Genomic DNA, 22,625 nt, shown 5'->3' with positions numbered 1-22,625 from the left:
CTGGCCCCAGCCCAGGTGCGAGACGCTGCGGTCCGATCTCATCCTGAGAGCCGTTTGTATTTGATTCGGTGTGGCTCGATTGCTGCTTCTCCGAGGCGGCGCTTCTTATCCTCCTCGTAGTCCTGGAAGTTGCCCTCAAACCAGACCGTCTGACCCTCATCTTCGAAGGCGAGGATGTGGGTGGCGATGCGGTCGAGGAACCAGCGGTCATGGCTGATCACTACCACGCAGCCGGGGAAGGCGAGCAGCGCCTCTTCCAGGGCGCGCAGGGTCTCCACGTCGAGGTCGTTGGTGGGCTCGTCGAGCAGCAGCAGGTTGCCGCCGCGCTGCAGCAGCTTCGCCAGGTGCAGGCGGTTGCGCTCACCGCCGGAGAGGTCGCCGACCCGCTTCTGCTGATCGCTGCCCCTGAAATTGAAGCGGCTCAGCCAGGCCCTGGAGTTGAACTCATAGCGTCCGACGGTGATGATGTCGCGGCCGTCGGAGATCTCTTCCCAGGCGGTCTTGCTGCCGTCCAGGGCGTCGCGGGATTGATCAACGTAGGCGATCTCGACACTCGGACCGATGCGCAGTTCGCCGCCATCGGGCTGCTCCTCGCCGGTGAGCATGCGGAACAGGGTGGTCTTGCCGGCGCCGTTGGGGCCGATGATGCCGACGATGCCGCCCCGTGGCAGATTGAAGCTAAGCTCATCGTAGAGCACTCGGTCGCCGTAGGCCTTCTTCAGCTGGTTGGCCTCGATCACCAGCTCGCCGAGGCGCTCGCCGGGCGGGATGTAGATCTCGTTGGTTTCGTTGCGGGCCTGGAACTCTTGGCTCTGCAACTCCTCGAAGCGTGCCAGACGTGCCTTGCTCTTGGCGTGGCGCCCCTTGGGGTTGGAGCGTACCCACTCCAGCTCGTGTTTCATGCTCTTGACCCGGGCCGCCTCGCTCTTCTGCTCCTGCTCCAGGCGCGCCTCCTTCTGCTCCAGCCAGGAGGAGTAGTTGCCCTCCCAGGGGATGCCGTAGCCCCGGTCCAACTCCAGGATCCAGCCCGCCACGTTGTCGAGGAAGTAGCGGTCATGGGTCACCGCTACCACGGTGCCGCTGTATTCGTGCAGGAAGCGCTCCAACCAGGCCACCGACTCGGCGTCGAGATGGTTGGTCGGCTCGTCCAGCAGCAGCATGTCGGGCTTCTCCAGCAGCAGCTTGCACAGTGCCACCCGCCGCCGCTCGCCGCCGGAGAGGGTGCTCACGTCGGCCTCCCAGGGCGGCAGCCGCAGCGCGTCGGCGGCGATCTCTAGCTGGCGCTCGATGTTGTGGCCGTCGCTGGTTTGGATGATGTTCTCCAGCTCCGCCTGCTCCTTGGCCAGGGCGTCGAAATCGGCATCGGGCTCGGCGTAGGCGGCGTAGACTTCATCGAGACGGGTTAGCGCCCGCTTCACCTCGCCCAGCGCCTCCTCCAGGTTGCCGCGCACATCTTTGCTCTCGTCGAGCTGAGGCTCCTGGGGCAGATAACCGATCCGGGTCCCCGGCTGGGGCCGCGCCTCCCCCTCGATATCGGTATCGATCCCGGCCATGATTCGCAGCAGGGTCGACTTGCCTGAGCCGTTGAGACCCAGCACGCCGATCTTGGCGCCAGGAAAGAAAGAGAGGGAGATATCGCGCAGGATCTCGCGCTTGGGCGGGACGATCTTGCCCACCCGGTTCATGGTGTAGATGTATTGGGCCATGGTCTCGGTCTTGGATTCCAGAAAAGAGAAAGGACAGGCGACGATTTTCGCACAAATCGGCGGCGGGCATCACCAGAGATGTAGGTTGGGGGGAGGAACAAATCCCAACTGGTGCCTGCCGCCAGCCACTCACCTGTAGGTCCGGCTTCAGCCGCACTTGTTTGTCCGGCTAAAGTCGCACCTACGAGGGTCCGATTATCCTTGTCACACCGCTCTGCGGTGTGGCGTACCTTAAGCATTCTTACCGAGGCCAGCTTGATCCTGCATGAGCTGTCGAGGCTGGACAAGGGGGAGATCATCCCGCTTCCCTCCGAGGAATCCGCAGCGGAGCTGGCGGGGATATCACCCAGTGGTGCACAGTGGTAATTTGCAGGCCTGCAGCAACTCATCGACCTCCTCCCGGGGTACCGGGTGCGAGTAGTAGAACCCCTGTCCCAACTGACAGCCCATGGCGGCTAGGGCCTGGGCCTGGGCCTCGGTTTCGATACCCTCGGCCACCACCTCCATTTGGAACCCATGGGCGATGCGGATAATGCTCGCCACCAGTGCGGACTGGGCGGTGTCATTCAGGAAACCAGCGACGAAACTGCGGTCGATCTTGAGCACCTGGGCTGGCAGGCGGTGGAGATAGGCCAGTGAGGAATAACCGGTTCCAAAGTCGTCCAGAGCGACCTTGAAGCCCATCCCACGCAGGCGATTCAGCACCTGTCCCGCGGATTCGGGGTCGCGCAGCAGTAGGCTCTCAGTGATCTCTAGGCGAATCTGCTCCGGCCTCACTCCGGCCGCCTTAGTGGTAGACAACAGACAGTCCATGAAATCACCTTGGGCAAAATGCTTGCAGGAGAGGTTCACCGCCAGATGGAGACTATCCATGGTGTCTGTGGCAAAGCGGCTGCGCCAGTCCACTAGGGCCGCGCAGGCCTGCTCCAGCATGTGGCGGTCGATGTCGCGCACTATCCCGGCCTCTTCCGCGGCGGGAATGAATTCCCCCAGGGAGATTATGCCTCGCTCGGGGTGGCGCCAGCGCGCTAGTACCTCGAAGCCGTGGATGGTCCCGTCGGTCAAGTCCACGATGGGTTGGTACCAGGCCTCGATCTGGCCCTCGACAACGGCGGCCCGCAGGTCCTGCTCCAAGGTCAGGACTTGCTGTGCGGCACTGTGCATCCCCACATCAAAGATCACGGTACGCCCCGTGCCCTCGGCTTTGGCCTGGTACATCGCGGTGTCGGCGTCGCGCAGCAGGCCATCGGGGCTTAGCTCCAGGGTATCGGTGAAGGCGATACCGATACTGGTGGAGGTGGTCACCCTGCGTCCATCAAGATTAAACGACTCTTCCAAGGCACGATGGATACGCTCGGCGATATGGGTGACGGTGGCTGGGTTAGCGACCTCTTCCAGCAACACTGTGAACTCGTCCCCTCCTAGGCGCGCCACGGTGTCCTGGGGGCGGACGCAGCCTGCAATGCGTCGCGCCGCCTCGCTTAGCAGCCGGTCCCCATGATCGTGCCCCAAGGCATCATTGATGGTTTTGAAGCGATCCAGGTCGAGAAACATCACCGCCGAAAGAACCTCCCCTTGACCTCGTCCCCCCCCCAAATGATGGCGCAGGCGATCCAGGAACAGACTACGGTTGGGCAGGCCGGTCAGCTCATCGTAAAAGGCCTGGTGCTCCAGACTCTGGCGGGCGAGATGGCGCTCAATCAGATTGCCGAGGATGTCGGCCACCGAGGTTAGGAAGAGCTGCTCCTGCTGGTCCCGGACATGACCCTCGGCGATATAGAGAGTAAATACGCCAAGCAGGCGTTCGCCGCTGTGGATGGGCATGCAGTAGTGGCCGTGGGCAGTCATGTTGGGATAACGGGTCTCGTGGCGCTCGTCCACGCAACCCGCGAACACCAGCTCGCGCGTGCTTGCGGCCCGCCCGCAGAGGCAGTGGCCGAAGGAGATCTGGGCGCAGGCATCGAGCAAAACGGGGGCCAGCCCTACCTGTGCAGCCATGTGCAGGCTCTCAGTCTCGGGATCCGCCAGGAACACCGCCCCCCTGGGCTCCAGGTCGGCCAGGGAGCTACGCGTGGTCACCTCCAGGATGCGGTGCAGACGCGATTCGAAGGGCATCTCCGCGAGGGAGATCTCGAGGATATCGCCCAAGGTGCGCTCATTGTCCAGTTCGCGTTTCAGTTTGCCCTCCATGGCCACACGCTGCCGTGCCCATCGCCCGGTCAGGACGTAGCCCCAGATGCCTCCCCCCAGCCCGAGGAACCAGATCAGGCCATAACCCAGCCAGACGCCCATGCGCTGTCGGGCCATGATTGCCTGCAAGGGGTCCAGGGGCACCCTCACCGAGAGTCCACCGAGGATTTCGCCGGTCTTCACGCCCTGACCTCGATGGCAGTCCAGGCACTCTGCCGAGGCGATGCGTGGTCGCAGTTCGCGCCACCAACGTTTGCCCTCCTCGACCACCATCTCCCCCCACTCCGATGCTCCGGAGCGAATGCGACGCAGGGCCTCTCGCTCCCAGGTGTCTGGGGCATTTTTTTCGGATAGGGGATCGATGGCGACGGCCCGCACCCGCACCCGGTCACGGCCCGGCGTCATCTCGTCTACCAACCTGATCAGGTAGGAGGAGTTCACTAGGGTGAGTGTTCCGCTATTTGGACCAGGGATGTCCCGGTAGGAGAGGTGGGCGAGGAAGGGGTTGGGCTCCACCCCCTTGGCCACGGGTACGTAGATCCCACCGACATGGGTTACGAAATAGCGCATGGCGGCCTGGGTTTCCAGTGCCGCTCGCGCCTGATTGCGCCCTTCGTCCAACAGAACCCCCCCCTGCTGCCACAGGTTCCAGGCCAGGGTCCCACCGAGCGCGAGGGTCCAGAGCATCGCTGCGGCGAAACCCAAGATACGGCGGCGTTTAGTGGAAACTCGTAAGGAAGGATCGTTGGTCATAATGTCGACTGCTCGGCTGGGCATCCCTTACTTTGACTGAATGTTATGAGCTAGCGGCATGGCGTGGCACGCAGCTCTCGAGACTCACAACCGCCCAGTGTGGATGATGAGGTATAGGATGTCCATTCCCAGAGATGAGTAGGGATTCAGGCACGAGCATTGATCATAAAGGGTCGATGAGATAATTGTCTCTCGCTTTTGTTGATGGTTAATACGCTTCCATCATGGTGCATTGTGACGCCGGTTAGGAAGTGGGGGGAGGCCATCTCATCGACTCCCTTACCCTGAAGCCTGACCTATAGGCGGGAGCGCCGTTTGTTGGTGGCCGACCCTGCCGTTATTTTGCCGGTCGTCCACTCATCTCTTGTCAATAAACCGGCATTGGCGGCCATGCTTTGTCTAACTCCATGACAAATCCACTAATTCTCTGCTGGCACTCATTTTGCATCTGGATTGTCGAAACAATCTTGGGGAGTGGGCAATGGCCAAAGATGCGGCAAAAGAGGATCTGGAGCTGGGCGATGAGAAGCCCGGCAAGAAGAAGCTGATCATCATCATCGCGGTGGCGACGGTATTGCTGTTGGGTGGTGGTGCGGCGGCCTATTTTCTGCTGATGGGTGATGAGGCACCGACAGAGGAAGAGGTGGCGCAGGAGCAGGAACAGGCCAAGGAGGAGGAGCCTGCAGCGGAGGTCGAGAAGGGGCCGCCGCAGTATCACGCCCTCGATCCGGTGTTTGTCGTCAATCTTCCGGGCAAGCCGAGCCTGATACAGGTTGGCGTGACTGTGCGGGTGCGCAGCGACCAGATGGTCGAGTTTCTCAAGCATAACGACCCGATGATTCGCCACCACTTTCTTGACCTGCTTGGAGCGAAGGATGGCAAGGTGCTGAAGAACCGCGAGGCGAAGGAGGCGCTGCAGCGGGAGATGCTCGACAAGCTCAACGGCATCGTCAAGGAGCTGGATGGACCGGGCGAGGTCGAGGCCCTCTATTTCACCAACTTTGTGATGCAGTGATCTGATGAGTACCAACGATCTGCTCTCACAAGAAGAGATCGATGCCCTGCTACATGGCGTCGACAGCGGCGATGTCAGCACCGAGGCCGAGGTCGAGGTGGATGCTGGGGGGATCTCGAGTTACGACTTCGCCAGTCAAGACAGGATCGTGCGTGGGCGTCTTCCGACCCTGGAGATGATCAACGAGCGTTTTGCCCGCCACTTCCGCACCAGTCTTTTCAATATGCTGCGCCGCTCCGCAGATATCTCAGTCTCCGGGGTGCAGATGCAGAAGTTCTCCGAGTTCGTCCACAGCCTGTTTGTGCCGACCAGCCTGAACATCGTGCGCATGCGTCCGCTGCGTGGCAAAGCCTTGATCGTGATCGACCCCAAGCTGGTGTTTGCGGTGGTGGACAACTACTTCGGTGGCACCGGGCGCTTCCACACCAAGGTCGAGGGGCGCGACTTCACCCCCACCGAGCTGCGGGTGATCCAGCTGCTGCTGAAGCAGGCGTTCGGCGATCTGCAGGGGGCCTGGAAGCCGGTGTTTCATGTGGAGTTCGAGTACGACAGCTCCGAGGTCAACCCACAGTTTGCCAATATCGTCAGCCCCTCCGAGGTGGTAGTGGTGACTAGCTTCCATATCGACCTGGAGAACAGCGGCGGTGATTTCCACATCTGCCTGCCCTATTCGATGTTGGAGCCGATCCGTGAGCTGCTCGATGCGGGTGTGCAGAGCGACCGGGGTGAGCGGGATGAGCGCTGGGAGCGCTCCCTGCGCGAAGAGATCCTCGGTGCCAAGATCGAGCTCAAAAGCATCCTCACCGAGACCTGTGTGACCCTACGTGAGCTGTCGAAGCTGGACAAGGGGGACATCATCCCGATTGAGCTGCCAGAGGAGGTGGAGGTGACCGCTGCCGAGGTGCCGGTCTTCCGCGGCAAGCTGGGGGTCTCCGATGGCAACTATTCGGTACGCATCTCGAAGTGGATCAAACCGAAACGGCAGGAGGCGTTGCACGAATATCTTGAGTATGAGACGGATTCTGCAGCCGGATCCGCAGCGGAATAGAGACAGGACTTGAATCATGAGTGATACAGAAAATAGCGAGCAGGGTGCTGAAGTGGTCGGCGACGAGTGGGCCGAGGCCCTGGAAGAGCAGAGTGGCAGTGAAGGTGGTGCAAATTTGCCGGCGGTGAATGGCGCGGAGGATGAGGATGATGCCGAAACGGTCAGCCTGGATGCGATTCTTGATGTGCCGGTGATCATCTCGATGGAGATCGGCCGCACCAAGATCAACATCCGCAATCTGCTCCAGCTCAATCAGGGCTCGGTGGTGGAGCTCGACCGGCTCGCCGGCGAGCCGATGGATGTGCTGGTCAACGGTACTCTGATCGCCCAAGGCGAGGTGGTGGTGGTGAATGAAAAGTTTGGCCTGCGTCTGACCGACATCATCAGCCCTGCCGAGCGGGTCAAGCGGCTTAGCTAGGGGCCCTCTAATGATCCGCCTCAGCGCAATCCCTCTATTTTTATGCAGCCTGCTGGCGACGGCGGCGGAGGCCCCGGGCGGCAAGGTGGGCGGCACGATGCTTGAGCCGATGTCTGCGACGCAACTGCTGGAGACCGCCGGTGGTCTGTTGCTGGTGCTGTTGTTGATCTTTGGTGCGGCCTGGCTGTTGAAACGCTATGGCCAGCTGCCCAGCGGCAGCAAGGGTCTGGTGCGGGTGGTGGGCGGTGCCTCGCTGGGCCCGCGGGAGCGGGTAGTGGTGGTCGAGGTGGAAGGGGTGCGATTGCTGCTTGGCGTCGCGCCGGGGCGGGTGGAGAGACTACATCTGCTTTCGAGTAGTGGGGAGAAGGGCGGGCAACCCTTCGAGAAAGAATTGAGTCAGGCGGTGGAGGAGCAGTCGTGATGAGGGCCGGAGTATTGCTGATCGGACTACTCTTGAGCCTCGGCCTGCAGGCGGCCCCCGGGGTGGAGGCGGTGACTGTGACCCAGGATGCCGGTGGAGTGCAGACCTATACCCTGAGCATCCAGGTGCTGCTCTTCATGACGGCGCTGAGCCTGATCCCCGGCGCGTTGATGATGATGACCTCGTTCGCCCGCATCATTATCGTGCTGGCGATCCTGCGTCAGGCGCTGGGCACACAGAGCACCCCCAACAACCAGATCCTGGTCGGCATTGCACTGTTTCTTACCATCTTCATCATGATGCCGGTCTTCAAAGAGGTGAATACAGTGGCGATCCAGCCCTACCTGGAGGATCGGCTGACCACGATGCCTGCGCTGCAGGCGGCGGCCCAGCCGGTGCGGGAGTTCATGCTGGCGCAGACTCGTGAGGACGATCTGGCGATGTTTGCCCGTATCGGCAACTACGGCGAGCTGCAGAGTCCGGAGGATGTGCCTTTTTCACTGCTGCTGCCGGCCTTTGCCACCAGCGAGCTGAAGACCGGCTTCCAGATCGGCTTCCTGCTCTTCATCCCGTTTTTGGTCATCGATGTGGTGGTGGCCAGCGTGCTGATGTCGATGGGCATGATGATGCTCTCGCCGATGATCATCTCGCTGCCGTTCAAGATCATGCTGTTTGTACTGATCGATGGCTGGGCGCTGGTGTTTGGCACCCTGGCGAGCAGTTTTCAAGTCTAGCGGAGGCAGAGTATGGATCCGGATACCGTCATCACTATCGGCCAGCAGACGATGCAGGTGATCGGCTCGATCATTGCGGTGGTGTTGCTGCCAGCGTTGGCGGTCGGGTTGATCGTCGCCACCTTCCAGGCAGCGACCCAGATCAACGAGATGACCCTTACCTTCATCCCCAAGCTGGCGGTGGTGGGTATGGTGCTGATGGTCGCCGGGCCCTGGATGTTGCGCACCATGACCGATTTTGCCCGCACCTTGATCGAGAGCATCCCGGAACTGATCTCAATGGGGGTGGGAGGCTTATGAGTGCATGTGCGGTCGCTGCGGCGTCTGCGCACCTGCCAGGGAGGGTGGGGTTTTTTCTGGCAGTGGTGGCCATGTGATGGCCGGTGATGCCTGAGGTTGGGTAGAGCGATGTCATTTAGCGAAGCGCAACTGGATGCCTGGATTGGGGCCTGGCTCTGGCCGTTGCTACGCATCGGCGCGATGTTGATGGCGGCGCCGGTGTTCAGCTCACGCCAGGTGCCGGTGCGATTTCGGCTCGCTCTGGCGGTGTTCATCACTTGGGCGGTAGCGCCGACCCTGCCGCCGATGCCGAGCATCGATGTGATCGGTTACCCTGGTTTTATCATCATGCTGCAGCAGATCCTGATCGGTGTAGTGATGGGCTTCCTGCTGCAGATGGTATTCGCCGCGCTAGTGTTCGGCGGCCAAGTGATGGCCTACAGCATGGGCCTCGGTTTCGCCTCCATGGTCGATCCGCAAAACGGCGTGCAGGTGCCGGTGCTGGCCCAGTACTACCTGATCCTGGCGAGCTTCATCTTTCTCTTTCTCGGTGGCCATCTGCTGCTGATCGAACTGCTGGTGGACAGCTTTCGGACTCTGCCGGTGGCGCTGGACGGCATTAACCGCAACGGCTTCCGTGAGATCGTCGCCTGGACCAGTCGGATGTTCGCCGGCGGCCTGCTGATCGCACTGCCGATGGTCAGCGCGATGTTAATGGTTAACATCGGCATGGGGGTGGTAATGCGCGCCGCGCCCCAACTCAACATCTTCTCCGTGGGTTTCCCGATCACCATACTGTTTGGTTTCGCACTGGTCTGGGTGACCCTGCCGAATGTACTGACTGTCTTCTCCAATATTTTGGAGGAGGGCTTCCAACTGGTAATGCGGCTGCTGGCCGTAACGAGGTGAACTATGGCCGAAAATAAGGACGGCCAGGAAAAAACAGAACAACCGACAGCGAAACGCATGAGCGATTCGCGGCGCAAGGGGCAGGTGCCGCGCTCACGGGAGCTCAACACCATGGCGGTGACCCTCGGTGGGGTGATCACTCTGGTGATGATGAGCGGTCACTTCGCGCAGGAGCTGCGTGACATCATGAGCAGCGGCTTCACCATCAGTCGGCAGGAGATCTTCGATGTCAGCAGCATGCTGGTGCGCCTGACGGAGAGTCTGCAGAGCGCCTTCATGATGCTGCTTCCCTACTTCCTGGTAATGGTCGTGCTGGCAGTGGCCAGTTCGGTGGTACTGGGTGGGTTGGCGGTCAGCAGTGAAAACCTGATGCCGAAGCTGAGCAAGTTGAGTCCGCTGAAGGGCATCAAGCGGATGTTCTCCGCCAAGGCGCTGATCGAGGTGGTGAAGGCGATCGCCAAGTTTGTGCTGATCGGCGGGCTGACTGTTTTGCTGTTGTGGAACACTCTGGAGAACTACCTGCAGCTGCACGAAATGGACCTGCACCAGGGCTTCGATCTGATCAGTAGTCTGGTCGGCTGGTCGGTGATCTTGCTCGCCTCGACCCTGATCCTGATCGCCGCCATCGACGTGCCGTTTCAACTCTGGGATCACACTCGGCAGTTGAAGATGACCCGCCAGGAGGTGCGCGATGAGATGAAGGAGACCGAGGGTCGCCCCGAGGTGAAGAATCGGATCCGCAGCCTGCAGCGGGAGATGGCGCAGCGGCGCATGATGGAGGAGGTGCCGAAGGCGGATGTGGTGGTGACCAACCCGACCCACTATGCAGTGGCGCTGCGCTACGACCAGGATCGCATGCAGGCGCCAAAGCTGGTGGCCAAGGGCAGCGAACTGGTGGCGTCAAACATCCGCCAGGTGGCCGGGGAGTCGCAGGTGCCGATCATCGAGTCGCCGATGCTGGCCCGCGCTATCTACTTCAGCACCGAGCTGAACGAGTCGATCCCCGCCGGGCTCTATCTGGCGGTCGCCAAGCTGCTTGCCTACGTGTTTCAGCTGAAGGCCTATGACGAATTTGGTGGTGAGCCGCCTGAGGTGCCGGAGGATCTGCCGGTGCCGGAAGATCTTCGGCACGACTGATGCGTGGAGGACAAATAGGTTGGGCCGTGCCCGACATGCGGTGGTGGCAAGGTATGGATGTGGCGGTCATGGGCTGCCCTATTTCAGGTTGATATGATGGACGCAACAGCGATTCTCGATAATGTGAAGCAGGTGGGAGCCCACGGTCTGGGTGCCCCGCTGGTGGTGGTGATGCTGCTGGCGATGGTGGTGATCCCGCTGCCGCCGTTCCTGCTCGACCTCTTCTTCAGCTTCAATATTGCCCTCTCGCTGGTGGTGCTGCTGGTGGTGGTCTACACTCGCCGGCCGCTGGAGTTTGCGGTGTTTCCCAGCCTGCTGCTGATCGCCACCCTGCTGCGACTGGCGCTGAATGTTGCCTCGACCCGGGTGGTGTTGCTGGAAGGACATCATGGCGGTGATGCGGCCGGCAAGGTGATCGAGGCGTTCGGCGCGTTTGTCATCGGCGGCAACTATGCAGTGGGTCTGGTGGTCTTCCTGATCCTGGTGATCATCAACTTCGTGGTGGTCACCAAGGGTGCCGGTCGAGTCGCGGAAGTGAGCGCCCGCTTCACCCTGGATGCGATGCCGGGCAAGCAGATGGCGATCGATGCCGATCTCAACGCCGGGCTGATCGATCAGGATGAGGCGCGCGCACGGCGCATCGAGATCTCGTCGGAGTCGGAGTTCTACGGCTCGATGGATGGCGCCAGCAAGTTTGTGCGGGGTGACGCCATCGCCGGCATCCTGATCCTCTTCATCAATATCATCGGTGGTCTCGCCATCGGCATGGCGCAGCACGGCCTCGATTTCTCTACGGCGCTGCAAAACTATGTGTTGCTGACCATCGGTGATGGTCTGGTGGCACAGATCCCCTCACTACTGCTTTCGACCTCGGCGGCGATCATCGTCACTCGGGTCGCCAGCAGCGAGGATGTGGGTGGGCAGATCATCACTCAGCTATTCGCCTCGCCCAGGGCATTGGCGGTAGCGGCCTCGGTACTGTTGCTGATGGGGATCATCCCCGGTATGCCTAACTTCGTCTTTCTGCTGTTCGCCGCCGCAGCGGGTGGTGGTGCCTGGATGATCCACCAGCGCCAACAGCAGGCGGCGGAGGAGGTGCAGGTGCCCGCTACCTCGGAGCCGTCACCGGAGCAGCGTGAGCTGACCTGGGACGATGTGCAGCCGGTGGATGTGATCGGCCTAGAGGTGGGCTACCGGCTGATCCCGCTGGTTGATCGCAACCAAGGTGGGCAGCTGATGAATCGTATCAAGGGGGTGCGGCGCAAGCTCTCTCAGGAGATGGGTTTCCTGATCCCCTCGGTGCATATTCGTGACAACCTGGACCTTTCGCCCAACGCCTATCGCATCACCATTAACGGCGTGATCAGCGCCGAAGCGGAGATCTTTCCCGACCGTGATCTGGCGATCAATCCAGGGCGGGTGTTTGGTGAGCTGCAGGGCACCTCTACCAAAGATCCCACCTTTGGTCTGGATGCGGTCTGGATCGACCATGAGCAGCGCGACCATGCCCAGACGTTGGGCTACACGGTGGTCGATGCCAGCACAGTGGTGGCGACCCATCTGAGCGAGATCCTGCACAACCAGGCCCATGAGTTGTTGGGTCATGAAGAGGTGCAGCAGTTGCTAGATTCGCTCGGCAAGACCGCACCGAAGCTGGTGGAGGATCTGGTACCCAAGCTGCTCTCCTTGAGTGTGGTGCTGAAGATCCTGCAGAACCTGCTGGCGGAACATATTCCGATCCGCGACATCCGCACGATTGCCGAAACCTTGGCGGACCAGGCGCCAAGAAGTCAGGATCCTGTCATTTTGACGGCGGCAGTCAGGGTTGCGCTCTCTCGAGGTATCGTCCAGCAACTCATTGGTTCTAATGCGGAAATTCCCGTGGCGGTGCTTGAGCCGGGTCTGGAACAGATATTGCAGCAGACGTTGCAGACCTCGGAAGAGGGGCAAGCTGGGTTTGAACCTGGCTTGGCAGAGCGGCTACAGGCGGCGCTGGCTGAGACCAGCTCCAGCATGGAGGCAGAAGGAATGGAGAGCATTTTGTTGGTGGCAGCACCGATCCGCGCCTGGATGGCGCGCTTCGCCAAACATGCGGCCCCGGGCATGCACATCCTCTCCTACAACGAGATTCCGGACAACCACCAGGTGAAAGTGGTGTCGACTATCGGCGGAAACCATGCGGAAACCTAACAGGCAGGCTGGGACAGAAAAGGGGAGCAAGCCACACAAGGCTAGCGTTCCTTTGAATGGACGGCCTGTCCAGAAGGATTGTGGACGATGAAGATCAAGCGGTTTTTTGCTCCCGACATGCGAACTGCCCTGCGCAAGGTGCGTGAGACGCTCGGTTCAGATGCGGTGATCCTCTCCAATAAGCGGGTGGATGGCGGTGTCGAGCTGGTGGCGGCGATGGACTACGACGAGGCGGCATTCACGCCCGAGCCTGAGCCTGAGCCACCGGCGATGGCGGATGTTCGCCCCCTGAGGCCGCCACAGTCGGAAGTGCCTAAAAATGAACCCTATATCGGCGAGCGGCATGAGCCGCCGGCACAGACACTGAAGCTCGATCAGCTGCGTCGCCAGCGTCAGCCTGCGGCCAAGCGGGTGGAGTGGAGTCAGGATCCGCTGCTGCAGGAGATGCGCCGTGAGATGTCCGAGCTGCGTCGGATGATGGAACTGGAGCTCTCCGAGCTGACCTGGCGTGACTTGGGGGAGCGATCACCGCAGAAACAGGAGCTGATGCGGCAACTGATGGAGTTGGGGCTGAGTGCCGATCTCTGCCGCAAGCTGGCCGAGCGGGTCGATGCAACGGAGAGCCCGGAGCAGGCTTGGCGGCAGGCGATGTTCCACCTCATCGGCGAACTGCCGGTGATGGATGGGGATATGTTGGAGCAGGGCGGCGTGATTGCCCTGGTGGGGCCAACCGGGGTGGGCAAGACCACCAGTATCGCCAAACTGGCGGCGCATTTCTGTCTGCGCCAGGGTTCCAGAAGTCTGGCGCTGATCACCTGTGACAGCTATCGCATTGGTGCCCAGGAGCAGCTGCATAACTACGGCCGGATCCTCAATGTGCCGGTGCGTTCAGCCGCCAGCGCGGATGAATTGAGCGATGCGCTGCATACCTTCTCAGGCAAGCGGTTGGTGCTAATCGATACAGCGGGCATGAGTCAGCGAGATCTGCAGTTCAGTGAACGACTGTCGTTGATCACCGCCGGCAACCATCCGGTGACGACCCTGCTGACCCTCTCCGCCACCACCCAACGTGCCGCGATGAACCATGCGGTGAACGCCTTCCGTGTCGCCAATCCGGTGGGGGTGGTGTTAACCAAGATGGATGAAGCGGCATCCCTGGGCGGGGTGTTCAGTACCCTGATCGAGGCCGGGTTGCCGCTTGCCTTTACCACTGATGGGCAGCGGGTGCCGGAGGATCTGCATCTGGCAAGGGCTCACACGCTTGTCAGTCAAGCCATCGAACTCGCCCAGGAGGCAGGGGAGGTGCTGGATGAGGCCTACCTGGCTCTCGCATTTGGAGGAACGGGTGAACATGCTCATGTCTGATCAGATCGAAGACCAAGCCGCCGGGTTACGCCGCATGGTGAATCCCGAGCCGGTGCGAGTGATTGCCGTGACTGGCGGCAAGGGTGGGGTTGGCAAGACTAATATCTCGGTCAATCTGGGGGTGGCGATGGCGGAGATGGGGCGGCGCGTGATGTTGCTGGATGCGGATCTCGGGCTGGCCAATATCGATGTGATGCTCGGCTTGCATCCCGAGTTCGATCTCTCCCATGTGATGCGCGGCGAGCGCCGCCTGGAGGAGATCCTGGTGACCGGCCCTCACGGCATGAAGGTGGTGCCAGGGGCCTCCGGTGTGCAAAAGATGGCCGAACTGAGTACCGCGCAGCATGTCGGTCTGATCAATGCTTTCAGTGAGCTGGCCAACGATGTCGATGTACTGCTGATCGATACCGCTGCCGGGATCTCCGACCAGGTGGTCAGTTTTAGTCGTGCGGCGCAGGAGGTGGTGGTGGTGGTCTGCGATGAGCCGGCCTCGATCACCGATGCCTACGCCATCATCAAGCTGCTCAACCGGGAACACGGTGTCAGTCGTTTTCGGGTGCTCGCCAACATGGTGAGAACGGTGCAGGAGGGGCGTGATCTCTACAATAAGATGTGTCGGGTCACCGACCGTTATCTGGATGCGATGCTTAGCTACATGGGCAGCATTCCTTATGACGAACAGCTGCGCAAAGCGGTCAAAGCACAGCGGCCGGTGGTGGATGGTTTCCCGCGTTCAAAGGCTGCACAGGCATTCAAGAATCTGGCGAAGAAGGCCGATACTTGGCCGCTCCCCACCGGGGTTAGTGGTGATCTGCAGTTTTTTGTTGAGCGTCTGATCCAGTTTTCAAGTCAATACGGGGAGAGTGCAAGGTGAACGGCTTGGCGAGTTACACGGCCATTCAGAACGATCAGGAGCACGATGATCTGGTGACCCGGCATGCGGGGCTGGTGAAGCGCATTGCCTATCATCTGATGAGCCGTCTGCCGCCGAATGTGCAGGCAGATGATCTGATCCAGGCGGGTATGCTGGGGCTGCTGGAGGCGAGTCGCAACTACGACCCCACCCAGGGTGCCAGTTTTGAGACCTATGCGGGGATTCGCATTCGTGGCTCGATGATCGATGAGATCCGTCGCAGTGACTGGACGCCCCGCTCGGTACACCGCAAGGCGCGCATGGTCTCTGATGCAATGCGCGAGATCGAAAATGCAGAGGGGCGGGATGCCCGTGATGTTGAAGTGGCTGAGGCGCTCAACCTGTCACTCAAGGAGTATCACCAGATCCTGAAGGATTCCACCGGCTCGAGGGTCTTCAGCCTGGATGAGCTGACCGCGGTCGGCGAGATCAACATCACCCCTGCCACCGGCAAGAATACCTATGAAGGGCCGTTTGAAGGGCTGCAGAAAGATGCGTTTAAGAATGCGCTGGCGGAGGCGATCGCCGGTCTGCCGGAGCGTGAACGGCTGGTGATCTCCATGTATTACGACGACGAACTCAATCTGAGAGAGATAGGTCAGGTGCTTGGTGTGAGTGAATCCCGGGTCTGCCAGATCCACAGTCAGGCTACGCTACGTTTGCGTTCGCGTCTGAGCGAGTGGCTGACTTTGGTGGAAGAGGAGTGAGTCTCAATGGTCGGAACAGAACGGTTTGGGGGGAAGTCAATGCTGCAACGCACTTCTTCCAGTCTTACAGTGGCGACACAGTGATGGGAGGTTGCCTTGGATAAAAATATGAAGATTCTCATTGTGGACGACTTCTCCACCATGAGGCGCATCATCAAGAACCTGTTACGGGATCTGGGTTTTACCAATACCCATGAGGCCGATGACGGGACCACCGCGTTACCGATGCTGCAGAACGGGAACTTCGATTTCCTGGTTAGTGACTGGAACATGCCAGGCATGACCGGCATCGATCTTCTCAAAGCGGTGCGTGCCGATGCCAAGCTTGCCGCTTTGCCGGTATTGATGGTGACTGCCGAATCGAAGCGAGAGCAGATCATCGAAGCAGCGCAGGCGGGGGTCAACGGCTATGTGGTTAAGCCATTTACCGCAGCGACTTTGGAAGAAAAGATCAACAAAATCTTCGAACGTATCGAAGGTTGATGTACTCCAGGGACAGCTAGCGTTGGCGAATGTGTCGTTTGCGTCCATTTTGTCGGTATAGCAGGCCCTAGTCGGGAGAGACCAGATGCAGGAAACACCGGATATTGGTACTGCTCGTCTGGAGACGGCACGTGCTTTGGTCGAAATGCTTGAGGCAGGGAAAAATCAGGAGGCCGAGCAGCTCATCGCAGAGCTGTCGCTGGGAAGAGAGAGCGAGCTATTTCAAGAGGTTGGCCGTCTAACGCGCGAACTTCACGAAGCGATCAACGGCTTTCTGCTGGACGCCCGTATGGCGGAGCTGACCGAGATCGACATCCCCGATGCCAAAGAGCGTCTCAGCTATGTCATTACCATGACGCAACAATCGGCGGACCGCACTTTGACGGCTGTTGAGAAGAGCCTGCCGCTGGTGGCTGAGATGGAAGGGCGGGCGAAACAGCTTGCAGGAGAGTGGGATAAATTCCGTTCTCGACAGCTGAACAAGGACGAATTTCAGGAACTCAGCTTGGCGCTTGATGGTTTTCTAAAAGAGTCAGCCTGCAGTGCCGCCGCCCTGCATGAAAACATCTCAGAGGTATTGATGGCGCAGGACTTTCAGGATCTGACCGGGCAGATCATCAAGAAGGTGATCGATCTGGTGCAGGATCTGGAGCAGCGTCTGGTGATGCTGGTGCGGATTACCGGCCAGCGGATGGAGGTAAAACGGGAACAGCAGCCAGAGAAGCTTGAAGGGCCTGTGGTGCCTGGGGTGGATCAAGGGGATGTGGTGAACGGTCAGGATGAGGTGGACGACCTGCTTTCAAGCCTCGGATTTTAGTTCTGCGTTGAGTTGCCGACACACCTGCATGTGGAACTAGGAAAGTTTTTGAAGGTGTCAGCGGGCTTCGGGAGCAAAGCATGGCGATCGATGTAAATGATGAAATACTGCAGGATTTCCTGGTAGAGGCAGGAGAGATTCTGGAGCAGCTGAGCGAGCAGCTGGTGGATCTGGAGCAGCGGCCGGAAGACTATGACCTGCTGAATGCGGTATTTCGTGGTTTTCATACCATCAAGGGAGGTGCAGGCTTCCTCGGTATCGAGGCCTTGGTCGAAGTCTGCCATCGGGCTGAGGATGTTTTCAACGTGCTGCGCCAGGGGCAACGCAGCATCGATGCCAATCTGATGGATGTGGTCTTGAACGCACTGGATGTTGTCAACGAGATGTTTGACAGCGTACGGAACGGCATCGAACCAGAGCATGCAGCCCCGGCGCTGATCCAGAGTCTGCACAGTTTTTCTGTTCCCGAAGCTGAAGCCGGGGCTCAAGCCAAGTCTTCCGGAGAGGAGAGTTCCCAGGCCCAAGCAGCTGCACCTGCAGAGAGTGTGGCGCCCGCGACAGCTAAGAAGGGTGAACTCTCCGATGCAGAATTTGAAGAGCTGCTTGAGTCGATTCAGGAGCCCGCACACGCTGCCACACCCAATGGCAACGACAAGATCACTGAGGATGAGTTCGATAATCTGCTGGATGAACTGCATGGCAAAGGTAAATTCACCGGGATGCCCACTGCCGCTGTGCCCGGTGAGGAAAAATCGGTAGCTGAGTCAGATTCGATAACCGAACAGGAGTTCGACAACCTACTCGATGAACTGCACGGCAAGGGCAAGTTCAAGCCACCCGCTTCCGCTCAGACAGTTTCTGTCGGCGCTGATGAGATCACCGAGGAGGAGTTTGAGGCCCTGCTGGACGAGCTGCACGGCAAGGGGAAGTTTGCCGGCGCTTCGGCGGCTACCGCAGCCAGCCCGGAACAGCCCGTGGTGCCGAAGACAGATGCTGCGCCTCAGCAGGTGGCAAGCCCCAAGCCGCAACAGGCTGCAGAACCTAAGAAAACAGAGCCGGAACCAAAGACAAAGCCCGGATCCGCGCCAGCAGTCCCGAAGACTAAACCCGCCAAGGCGGAGACCACGGTTCGCGTCGATACGCAACGCCTGGATGACATCATGAATATGGTGGGCGAGCTTGTATTGGTACGCAATCGACTGGCCACACTAAAGGCGACGCTGAATGATGAAGAGCTGGCGAATGCGGTGAGCAATCTTGATGTGGTGACCTCGGATTTGCAGCTGTCGGTGATGAAGACCCGCATGCAGCCGATCAAAAAGGTGTTTGGCCGTTTTCCCAGGGTGGTTAGGGATCTGGCTCGCAGCCTGAAAAAGGAGATCGATCTGGAGATGGTTGGCGAGGATACCGACCTGGATAAAAATCTGGTGGAGGCGCTCGCCGACCCGCTGGTCCATCTGGTAAGAAACTCGGTGGATCACGGTATTGAGCAGCCGGAAGAGCGGGAGCGTATGGGTAAGCCGAGACGTGGCACAGTGCAGTTGGCAGCTGCGCAGGAGGGTGACCACATCCTGCTCTCGATCAGCGATGATGGTCACGGGATGGATCCCGATGTGCTTCGCCGCAAGGTGGTGGAGAAGGGTCTGATGGACCAGGAGAGTGCCTCCCGGCTCGATGACAGGGAATGTTTCAACCTGATCTTCCAGCCTGGGTTTTCCACCAAGACCGAGATATCGGATGTCTCCGGACGTGGTGTGGGAATGGATGTGGTGAAGACGCGGATTGCGCAGATGAACGGCTCAGTGGAGATCGATTCAGAGTTGGGGCGCGGTAGCGTGATCACCATCAAGTTGCCGCTGACCCTGGCGATTCTGCCTACCTTGATGGTGATACTCAGTACCCAGCCGTTTGCTCTGCCGTTGGCTAATGTGGTGGAGATCTTCAATCTGGATCTGAAACGGACCAATGTGGTGGATGGTCAGCTCACGATCATGGTGCGTGAGCGTGCGCTGCCGTTGTTCTATCTACGGGAGTGGCTGGTGCCCACGGCCCCACCAAGAGATAAGGAGCGTGGGCTCGGTCATGTGGTGGTGGTCAATATCGGCAACATTCAGGTGGGGCTGGTAGTGGATGACCTTATCGGTCAGGAAGAGGTGGTGATCAAACCACTTGGCGCCATGCTGCAGGGTATGGAAGGCATGGCCGGTGCCACCATCACGGGTGATGGCAAGATCGCATTGATACTCGACATGCCCGGGCTGATGCGCAAGTACGCCAGAAAATTCTGAAGCTGCTGCCATGCCAGACAGGTAGACCAGGGTATCGGGACTGATGTATCTGGAGAGAGAGGCAGGTAGTGAACATGGTGTTGCGCTCCAAATATCTCACATCTTTCGAAGCCCATCGTTGTGTTGAGGTGGGCATGCTGCTTGGTATGCATGTCGTGATGGAGTGTGGGGCCGAGGAGAGGTCTAGATGAGGCCGGATATCCTCAGTTTTGTTGGCCTGATCATCGCTTTCATGGCGATTATCGGTGGTAACTGGCTCGATGGGGGGCACATCGACGCCCTGCTGAATGGGCCAGCGATGGTGATCGTGATCGGAGGCACTGTCGGTGCGATTCTGCTGCAGACACCAATGAACGTATTTTCCCATGCGATACGCCTTACCGGCCGGGTGTTTCTGACGCGTCACAACGACATGAGCGCCACCATCAGGAAAATGGTGGCGTGGAGCAATATTGCACGCAAGGAGGGGCTGCTCGGATTGGAGCGCGTTGCAGAGGAGGAGCCCGATCCTTTCATGCGCAAAGGTATGCAACTGATGGTCGATGGCGGCGAGCCTGAGGTGATTCGTTCCATCCTGGAGATGGAGGTGGATGCCACAGAACTGCACGATCTCCAGGCAGCCAAGGTGTTTGAGGGGATGGGTGGTTACTCGCCGACGATTGGCATTATTGGAGCGGTGATGGGCCTGATCCATGTGATGCAGAATCTGGCCGACCCGAGCAAGCTTGGCAGTGGTATCGCTACCGCCTTCGTGGCCACCATCTACGGTGTTGGGCTGGCCAATCTGGTGTTGCTGCCGATTGCGGCAAAACTCAAGACTCTGGCTGCCTACAACAGCAAATACAGGGAGATGGTGATCGAAGGGGTAGTGGCGATTGCTGAGGGTGAAAACCCACGCAATATTGAGATGAAACTGACAGCTTTTCTCTGATGAGATAATTCGATGGCACGCAGCAGACGCAAGAGAGTAGAGGAGCCTGTCCATCACGAGCGGTGGATCGTCTCCTATGCCGACTTCATTACCCTACTATTCGCCTTTTTTGTGGTCATGTATTCGCTCTCATCGGTAAATGAGGGCAAATATCGGGTGCTCTCCAATACTCTCTCCCAAGCCTTCAAAGAGGCGGGGCGCACGTTGGAACCGATCCAGTTGGGCGAGTTGAAGCGGGATCAGGGCACAGCCGATGCTGTGGGTCAGAAGAGCGCGCTGATCGAGACTGACGTGAAACTTGGCCCGGGCACCTATGAGGAGTCGGGCAGCGAGCCGGTCAATCCGCATCGCAGTCTGCTGGCGGAGAGCGACAAAGCGAAAGGAGGGTTGAGCGAGGCCCAGCGATTGCAATATCTCAGCGCAGCTATCGGGGATATGTTAGCCCCTTATGTGGAAGCAGAGTTGATCGATGTCGACTACAAAGATGGTCGTGTGCTGGTGGATATGAAGAACAAACTGCTGTTTCCCAGCGGTAGTGCAGAGTTGTCGCGAGTGGCGCTGAAAGTGCTCAGGGATATCAGCAAGATTATCGGCGTACTACCAAACCGGGTCTGGGTTGAAGGCTATACTGATAACCGCCCTATCCGGACCAATGAGTTCCCGTCGAACTGGGCGCTCTCCGCAGCCCGTGCAGCGAGTGTGGTGGATCTGATCAGCCGGCTGGGAGTGGAGCCGAAGCGGTTGGCGGCGATCGGCTTTGGTGAATACCATCCGATTGCGGACAACACTAGTGAAGCGGGTCGGCAGAAAAATCGGCGCGTGACCCTGGTGATCATCGGTCAGGGTATGGAGTCGGATCTAATGTTCGGCAGGCTGGGTACAGGGCGGTGAAAGTCTGGACGGTCGCCAACCAGAAGGGGGGGGTGGGTAAGACCACCACCGCCGTCAGCATCGCCGGACTGCTTGCCAACTGGGGACTGCGTACCCTGATGCTCGATATCGATCCCCATGGTTCGTTGACCAGCTACTTTCGCTACGATCCCGAGATGGTCGATGAGAGTGTCTACTCGTTGTTCAAGGCGGTGGCGGACAAGCGAGATGTGGACCCCGCCAGCCTGATCTATAACACTGGCACCGAAGGGCTAGATCTGATCCCCGCTGCGATGGTGCTTGCAACCCTGGACCGTCAGGCGGGCAGGCTGGATGGCATGGGGCTGGTGCTCAACAATGCATTGGCACGCCTGCACGACCGCTATGATTATGTGGTGATCGATTGCCCCCCCATCCTGGGAATACTGATGATCAATGCACTCGCCGCCTGTGAACATTTGATCATTCCGGTGCAGACCGAGTTTCTCGCCCTGAAAGGGCTGGAGCGTATGCTGCATACCCTGCGGATGGTACTGAAAGCACGCGCCACGCCGCTTCCCTACACTATTGTTCCCACCATGTATGACGTACGCACGCGGGCTTCTGTGGAGAGCCTGAAGGTGTTGCGTGAGACATATAAGGAGCATCTCTGGCAGAGCCTGATTCCGGTCGACACCCGTTTGCGGGAGGCGAGCCGGGCGGGTATGCCGCCATCGATGTTTGATCCTAATTGCCGCAGTGTTGCCGCCTACACGGAGTTGCTGCAGGAACTTCAGCGTGAAGGGGAGCCGCTCTCCCGGGCCGGTACCAGATGATCAGGTCGGTTGAATACGAACAGCCAGTTGTCGGTTTGGCTGAAAAAGATCTGGCCCTGACCAGCTACCTCGATATGTTGCTGGCGGAGGTGGATGAGCTGCTGCAAGCCCCATCGCCTGTTGAAGTCGAGGTGCTGGATGCTGTCCCCAGTCCATCAGAAGGGCTGCGGTTTTCGCCGAATTGGTCGAAAACACCGTTTCAGACACTCCTGTTTGAGGTGGAGGGCGTCTCACTGGCTGTACCACTGGTTTGTCTCAGTGAAGTCGCGGCCTGGGATGGCCAGTGTGCCGCTGTTCCGAAGCAACCGAAATGGATGCTCGGTGTGCTGATGAGACGAGATGAACTGGTTGGGATTATTGATACGGCACAGCTGATCATGCCGGAGCGGTCTGGAGGAGAGTGCTCAAAGGGTTATCTGCTTCTGGTGGATGAGGGGCGAATCGGCCTGGTGGTGGACAGGGTCTGTGAAACGACAACTCTGGTCAGGGGCGATGTTTGTTGGGCACGAGAGGCAAGTCGTCGTATCTGGATGGCGGGCGTGATGATTGAACAACTTGTTGTGCTGTTGGAAGTGGATGGGCTGGTGGGCATGATCAATGGTTGATCGGCTCACCGGTTTGTCATCTTGCAGATTT

At 59.4% G+C, this 22,625-nt stretch carries 21 protein-coding genes; 19 read left to right on the top strand and 2 right to left on the bottom strand.

Translation table 11 applies throughout. The features are described 5' to 3' along the window. Positions 1–38: 38 nt before the first annotated feature. Both ettA and L0Y14_RS12385 read right to left on the bottom strand, forming a co-directional pair. The gene (gene ettA, locus L0Y14_RS12390; RefSeq protein WP_005964748.1) at positions 39–1,706 is read right to left on the bottom strand and encodes an energy-dependent translational throttle protein EttA; all 1,668 of its coding nucleotides are present in this window, start codon (positions 1,704–1,706) and stop codon (positions 39–41) included. 342 nt (positions 1,707–2,048) lie between these two features. Then, complete coding sequence (locus L0Y14_RS12385) at positions 2,049–4,649, bottom strand: EAL domain-containing protein (RefSeq protein WP_240991691.1); 2,601 nt, start codon at positions 4,647–4,649, stop codon at positions 2,049–2,051. Between the two features lie 481 nt (positions 4,650–5,130). On the opposite strand from L0Y14_RS12385, the gene L0Y14_RS12380 reads away from it, so the two are divergent. The 19 genes from L0Y14_RS12380 to L0Y14_RS12290 all read left to right on the top strand — a co-directional run bounded on the left by L0Y14_RS12380 (position 5,131) and on the right by L0Y14_RS12290 (position 22,594). After that, positions 5,131–5,664: a flagellar basal body-associated FliL family protein gene (locus L0Y14_RS12380; protein WP_006475303.1), complete on the top strand. Its 534-nt coding sequence runs from the start codon at positions 5,131–5,133 to the stop codon at positions 5,662–5,664. A gap of 4 nt (positions 5,665–5,668) precedes the next feature. After that, entirely contained in the window at positions 5,669–6,712 is a 1,044-nt protein-coding gene (gene fliM, locus L0Y14_RS12375; protein ID WP_006475302.1) for a flagellar motor switch protein FliM, read from the top strand. A 16-nt stretch (positions 6,713–6,728) separates the two neighbouring features. Next, on the top strand, positions 6,729–7,130 hold the full coding sequence (fliN, locus tag L0Y14_RS12370; protein WP_006475301.1) for a flagellar motor switch protein FliN: 402 nt from the start codon (positions 6,729–6,731) through the stop codon (positions 7,128–7,130). A 10-nt stretch (positions 7,131–7,140) separates the two neighbouring features. Further along, the gene (gene fliO, locus L0Y14_RS12365) at positions 7,141–7,551 is read left to right on the top strand and encodes a flagellar biosynthetic protein FliO (protein ID WP_006475300.1); all 411 of its coding nucleotides are present in this window, start codon (positions 7,141–7,143) and stop codon (positions 7,549–7,551) included. Beyond that, on the top strand, positions 7,551–8,285 hold the full coding sequence (gene fliP / locus L0Y14_RS12360) for a flagellar type III secretion system pore protein FliP (protein ID WP_006475299.1): 735 nt from the start codon (positions 7,551–7,553) through the stop codon (positions 8,283–8,285). The genes fliO and fliP overlap by 1 nt, the downstream gene beginning before the upstream one ends. A gap of 12 nt (positions 8,286–8,297) precedes the next feature. Beyond that, a complete protein-coding gene (fliQ, locus tag L0Y14_RS12355) occupies positions 8,298–8,585 on the top strand; it encodes a flagellar biosynthesis protein FliQ (RefSeq protein ID WP_005959687.1) in 288 nt (95 codons plus the stop codon). A gap of 108 nt (positions 8,586–8,693) precedes the next feature. Then, on the top strand, positions 8,694–9,473 hold the full coding sequence (gene fliR / locus L0Y14_RS12350) for a flagellar biosynthetic protein FliR (protein ID WP_006475298.1): 780 nt from the start codon (positions 8,694–8,696) through the stop codon (positions 9,471–9,473). Between the two features lie 3 nt (positions 9,474–9,476). After that, on the top strand, positions 9,477–10,610 hold the full coding sequence (gene flhB, locus L0Y14_RS12345; RefSeq protein ID WP_006475297.1) for a flagellar biosynthesis protein FlhB: 1,134 nt from the start codon (positions 9,477–9,479) through the stop codon (positions 10,608–10,610). Between the two features lie 93 nt (positions 10,611–10,703). Next, positions 10,704–12,800: a flagellar biosynthesis protein FlhA gene (gene flhA, locus L0Y14_RS12340; protein WP_006475296.1), complete on the top strand. Its 2,097-nt coding sequence runs from the start codon at positions 10,704–10,706 to the stop codon at positions 12,798–12,800. Between the two features lie 87 nt (positions 12,801–12,887). Next, entirely contained in the window at positions 12,888–14,165 is a 1,278-nt protein-coding gene (flhF, locus tag L0Y14_RS12335; RefSeq protein ID WP_006475295.1) for a flagellar biosynthesis GTPase FlhF, read from the top strand. Next, entirely contained in the window at positions 14,152–15,039 is an 888-nt protein-coding gene (locus L0Y14_RS12330; protein WP_478210061.1) for a MinD/ParA family protein, read from the top strand. Before flhF ends, L0Y14_RS12330 begins: the two co-directional genes overlap by 14 nt. Beyond that, the gene (locus L0Y14_RS12325; protein WP_005959693.1) at positions 15,036–15,785 is read left to right on the top strand and encodes an RNA polymerase sigma factor FliA; all 750 of its coding nucleotides are present in this window, start codon (positions 15,036–15,038) and stop codon (positions 15,783–15,785) included. Before L0Y14_RS12330 ends, L0Y14_RS12325 begins: the two co-directional genes overlap by 4 nt. A gap of 108 nt (positions 15,786–15,893) precedes the next feature. Next, positions 15,894–16,268: a chemotaxis response regulator CheY gene (gene cheY / locus L0Y14_RS12320; RefSeq protein ID WP_478210060.1), complete on the top strand. Its 375-nt coding sequence runs from the start codon at positions 15,894–15,896 to the stop codon at positions 16,266–16,268. An 85-nt stretch (positions 16,269–16,353) separates the two neighbouring features. After that, positions 16,354–17,085: a protein phosphatase CheZ gene (locus L0Y14_RS12315; RefSeq protein WP_005959695.1), complete on the top strand. Its 732-nt coding sequence runs from the start codon at positions 16,354–16,356 to the stop codon at positions 17,083–17,085. A gap of 80 nt (positions 17,086–17,165) precedes the next feature. Then, on the top strand, positions 17,166–19,373 hold the full coding sequence (locus L0Y14_RS12310) for a chemotaxis protein CheA (RefSeq protein WP_005959696.1): 2,208 nt from the start codon (positions 17,166–17,168) through the stop codon (positions 19,371–19,373). A 187-nt stretch (positions 19,374–19,560) separates the two neighbouring features. Further along, the gene (locus L0Y14_RS12305) at positions 19,561–20,304 is read left to right on the top strand and encodes a flagellar motor protein (RefSeq protein WP_005959697.1); all 744 of its coding nucleotides are present in this window, start codon (positions 19,561–19,563) and stop codon (positions 20,302–20,304) included. A 12-nt stretch (positions 20,305–20,316) separates the two neighbouring features. Next, entirely contained in the window at positions 20,317–21,195 is an 879-nt protein-coding gene (motD, locus tag L0Y14_RS12300) for a flagellar motor protein MotD (RefSeq protein WP_005959698.1), read from the top strand. Next, entirely contained in the window at positions 21,192–21,989 is a 798-nt protein-coding gene (locus tag L0Y14_RS12295; RefSeq protein ID WP_005959699.1) for a ParA family protein, read from the top strand. Before motD ends, L0Y14_RS12295 begins: the two co-directional genes overlap by 4 nt. Beyond that, entirely contained in the window at positions 21,986–22,594 is a 609-nt protein-coding gene (locus tag L0Y14_RS12290) for a chemotaxis protein CheW (protein WP_005959700.1), read from the top strand. The genes L0Y14_RS12295 and L0Y14_RS12290 overlap by 4 nt, the downstream gene beginning before the upstream one ends. Positions 22,595–22,625: the final 31 nt, after the last annotated feature.

It is taken from the genome of Candidatus Endoriftia persephonae (assembly GCF_023733635.1).
GTDB classification, from domain to species: Bacteria; Pseudomonadota; Gammaproteobacteria; order Chromatiales; family Chromatiaceae; genus Endoriftia; species Endoriftia persephonae.
The sequence above is the reverse complement of the archived record's forward strand: the minus strand, read 5'-3'. Positions and strand labels throughout refer to the sequence as shown.

Excerpts from the sequence above, each read along its gene's own strand:
- L0Y14_RS12380 (WP_006475303.1), top strand. The coding sequence starts at position 5,131 with ATGGCCAAAGATGCGGCAAAAGAGGATCTGGAGCTGGGCGATGAGAAG.
- fliN (WP_006475301.1), top strand. The coding sequence starts at position 6,729 with ATGAGTGATACAGAAAATAGCGAGCAGGGTGCTGAAGTGGTCGGCGAC.
- fliQ (WP_005959687.1), top strand. The coding sequence starts at position 8,298 with ATGGATCCGGATACCGTCATCACTATCGGCCAGCAGACGATGCAGGTG.
- motD (WP_005959698.1), top strand. The coding sequence starts at position 20,317 with ATGGCACGCAGCAGACGCAAGAGAGTAGAGGAGCCTGTCCATCACGAG.
- flhF (WP_006475295.1), top strand. The coding sequence starts at position 12,888 with ATGAAGATCAAGCGGTTTTTTGCTCCCGACATGCGAACTGCCCTGCGC.
- L0Y14_RS12385 (WP_240991691.1), bottom strand. The coding sequence starts at position 4,649 with ATGACCAACGATCCTTCCTTACGAGTTTCCACTAAACGCCGCCGTATC.
- cheY (WP_478210060.1), top strand. The coding sequence starts at position 15,894 with ATGAAGATTCTCATTGTGGACGACTTCTCCACCATGAGGCGCATCATC.
- flhA (WP_006475296.1), top strand. The coding sequence starts at position 10,704 with ATGATGGACGCAACAGCGATTCTCGATAATGTGAAGCAGGTGGGAGCC.
- fliO (WP_006475300.1), top strand. The coding sequence starts at position 7,141 with ATGATCCGCCTCAGCGCAATCCCTCTATTTTTATGCAGCCTGCTGGCG.
- fliR (WP_006475298.1), top strand. The coding sequence starts at position 8,694 with ATGTCATTTAGCGAAGCGCAACTGGATGCCTGGATTGGGGCCTGGCTC.
- fliM (WP_006475302.1), top strand. The coding sequence starts at position 5,669 with ATGAGTACCAACGATCTGCTCTCACAAGAAGAGATCGATGCCCTGCTA.
- fliP (WP_006475299.1), top strand. The coding sequence starts at position 7,551 with ATGAGGGCCGGAGTATTGCTGATCGGACTACTCTTGAGCCTCGGCCTG.
- L0Y14_RS12310 (WP_005959696.1), top strand. The coding sequence starts at position 17,166 with ATGGCGATCGATGTAAATGATGAAATACTGCAGGATTTCCTGGTAGAG.
- L0Y14_RS12330 (WP_478210061.1), top strand. The coding sequence starts at position 14,152 with ATGCTCATGTCTGATCAGATCGAAGACCAAGCCGCCGGGTTACGCCGC.
- L0Y14_RS12290 (WP_005959700.1), top strand. The coding sequence starts at position 21,986 with ATGATCAGGTCGGTTGAATACGAACAGCCAGTTGTCGGTTTGGCTGAA.
- ettA (WP_005964748.1), bottom strand. The coding sequence starts at position 1,706 with ATGGCCCAATACATCTACACCATGAACCGGGTGGGCAAGATCGTCCCG.
- flhB (WP_006475297.1), top strand. The coding sequence starts at position 9,477 with ATGGCCGAAAATAAGGACGGCCAGGAAAAAACAGAACAACCGACAGCG.
- L0Y14_RS12315 (WP_005959695.1), top strand. The coding sequence starts at position 16,354 with ATGCAGGAAACACCGGATATTGGTACTGCTCGTCTGGAGACGGCACGT.
- L0Y14_RS12305 (WP_005959697.1), top strand. The coding sequence starts at position 19,561 with ATGAGGCCGGATATCCTCAGTTTTGTTGGCCTGATCATCGCTTTCATG.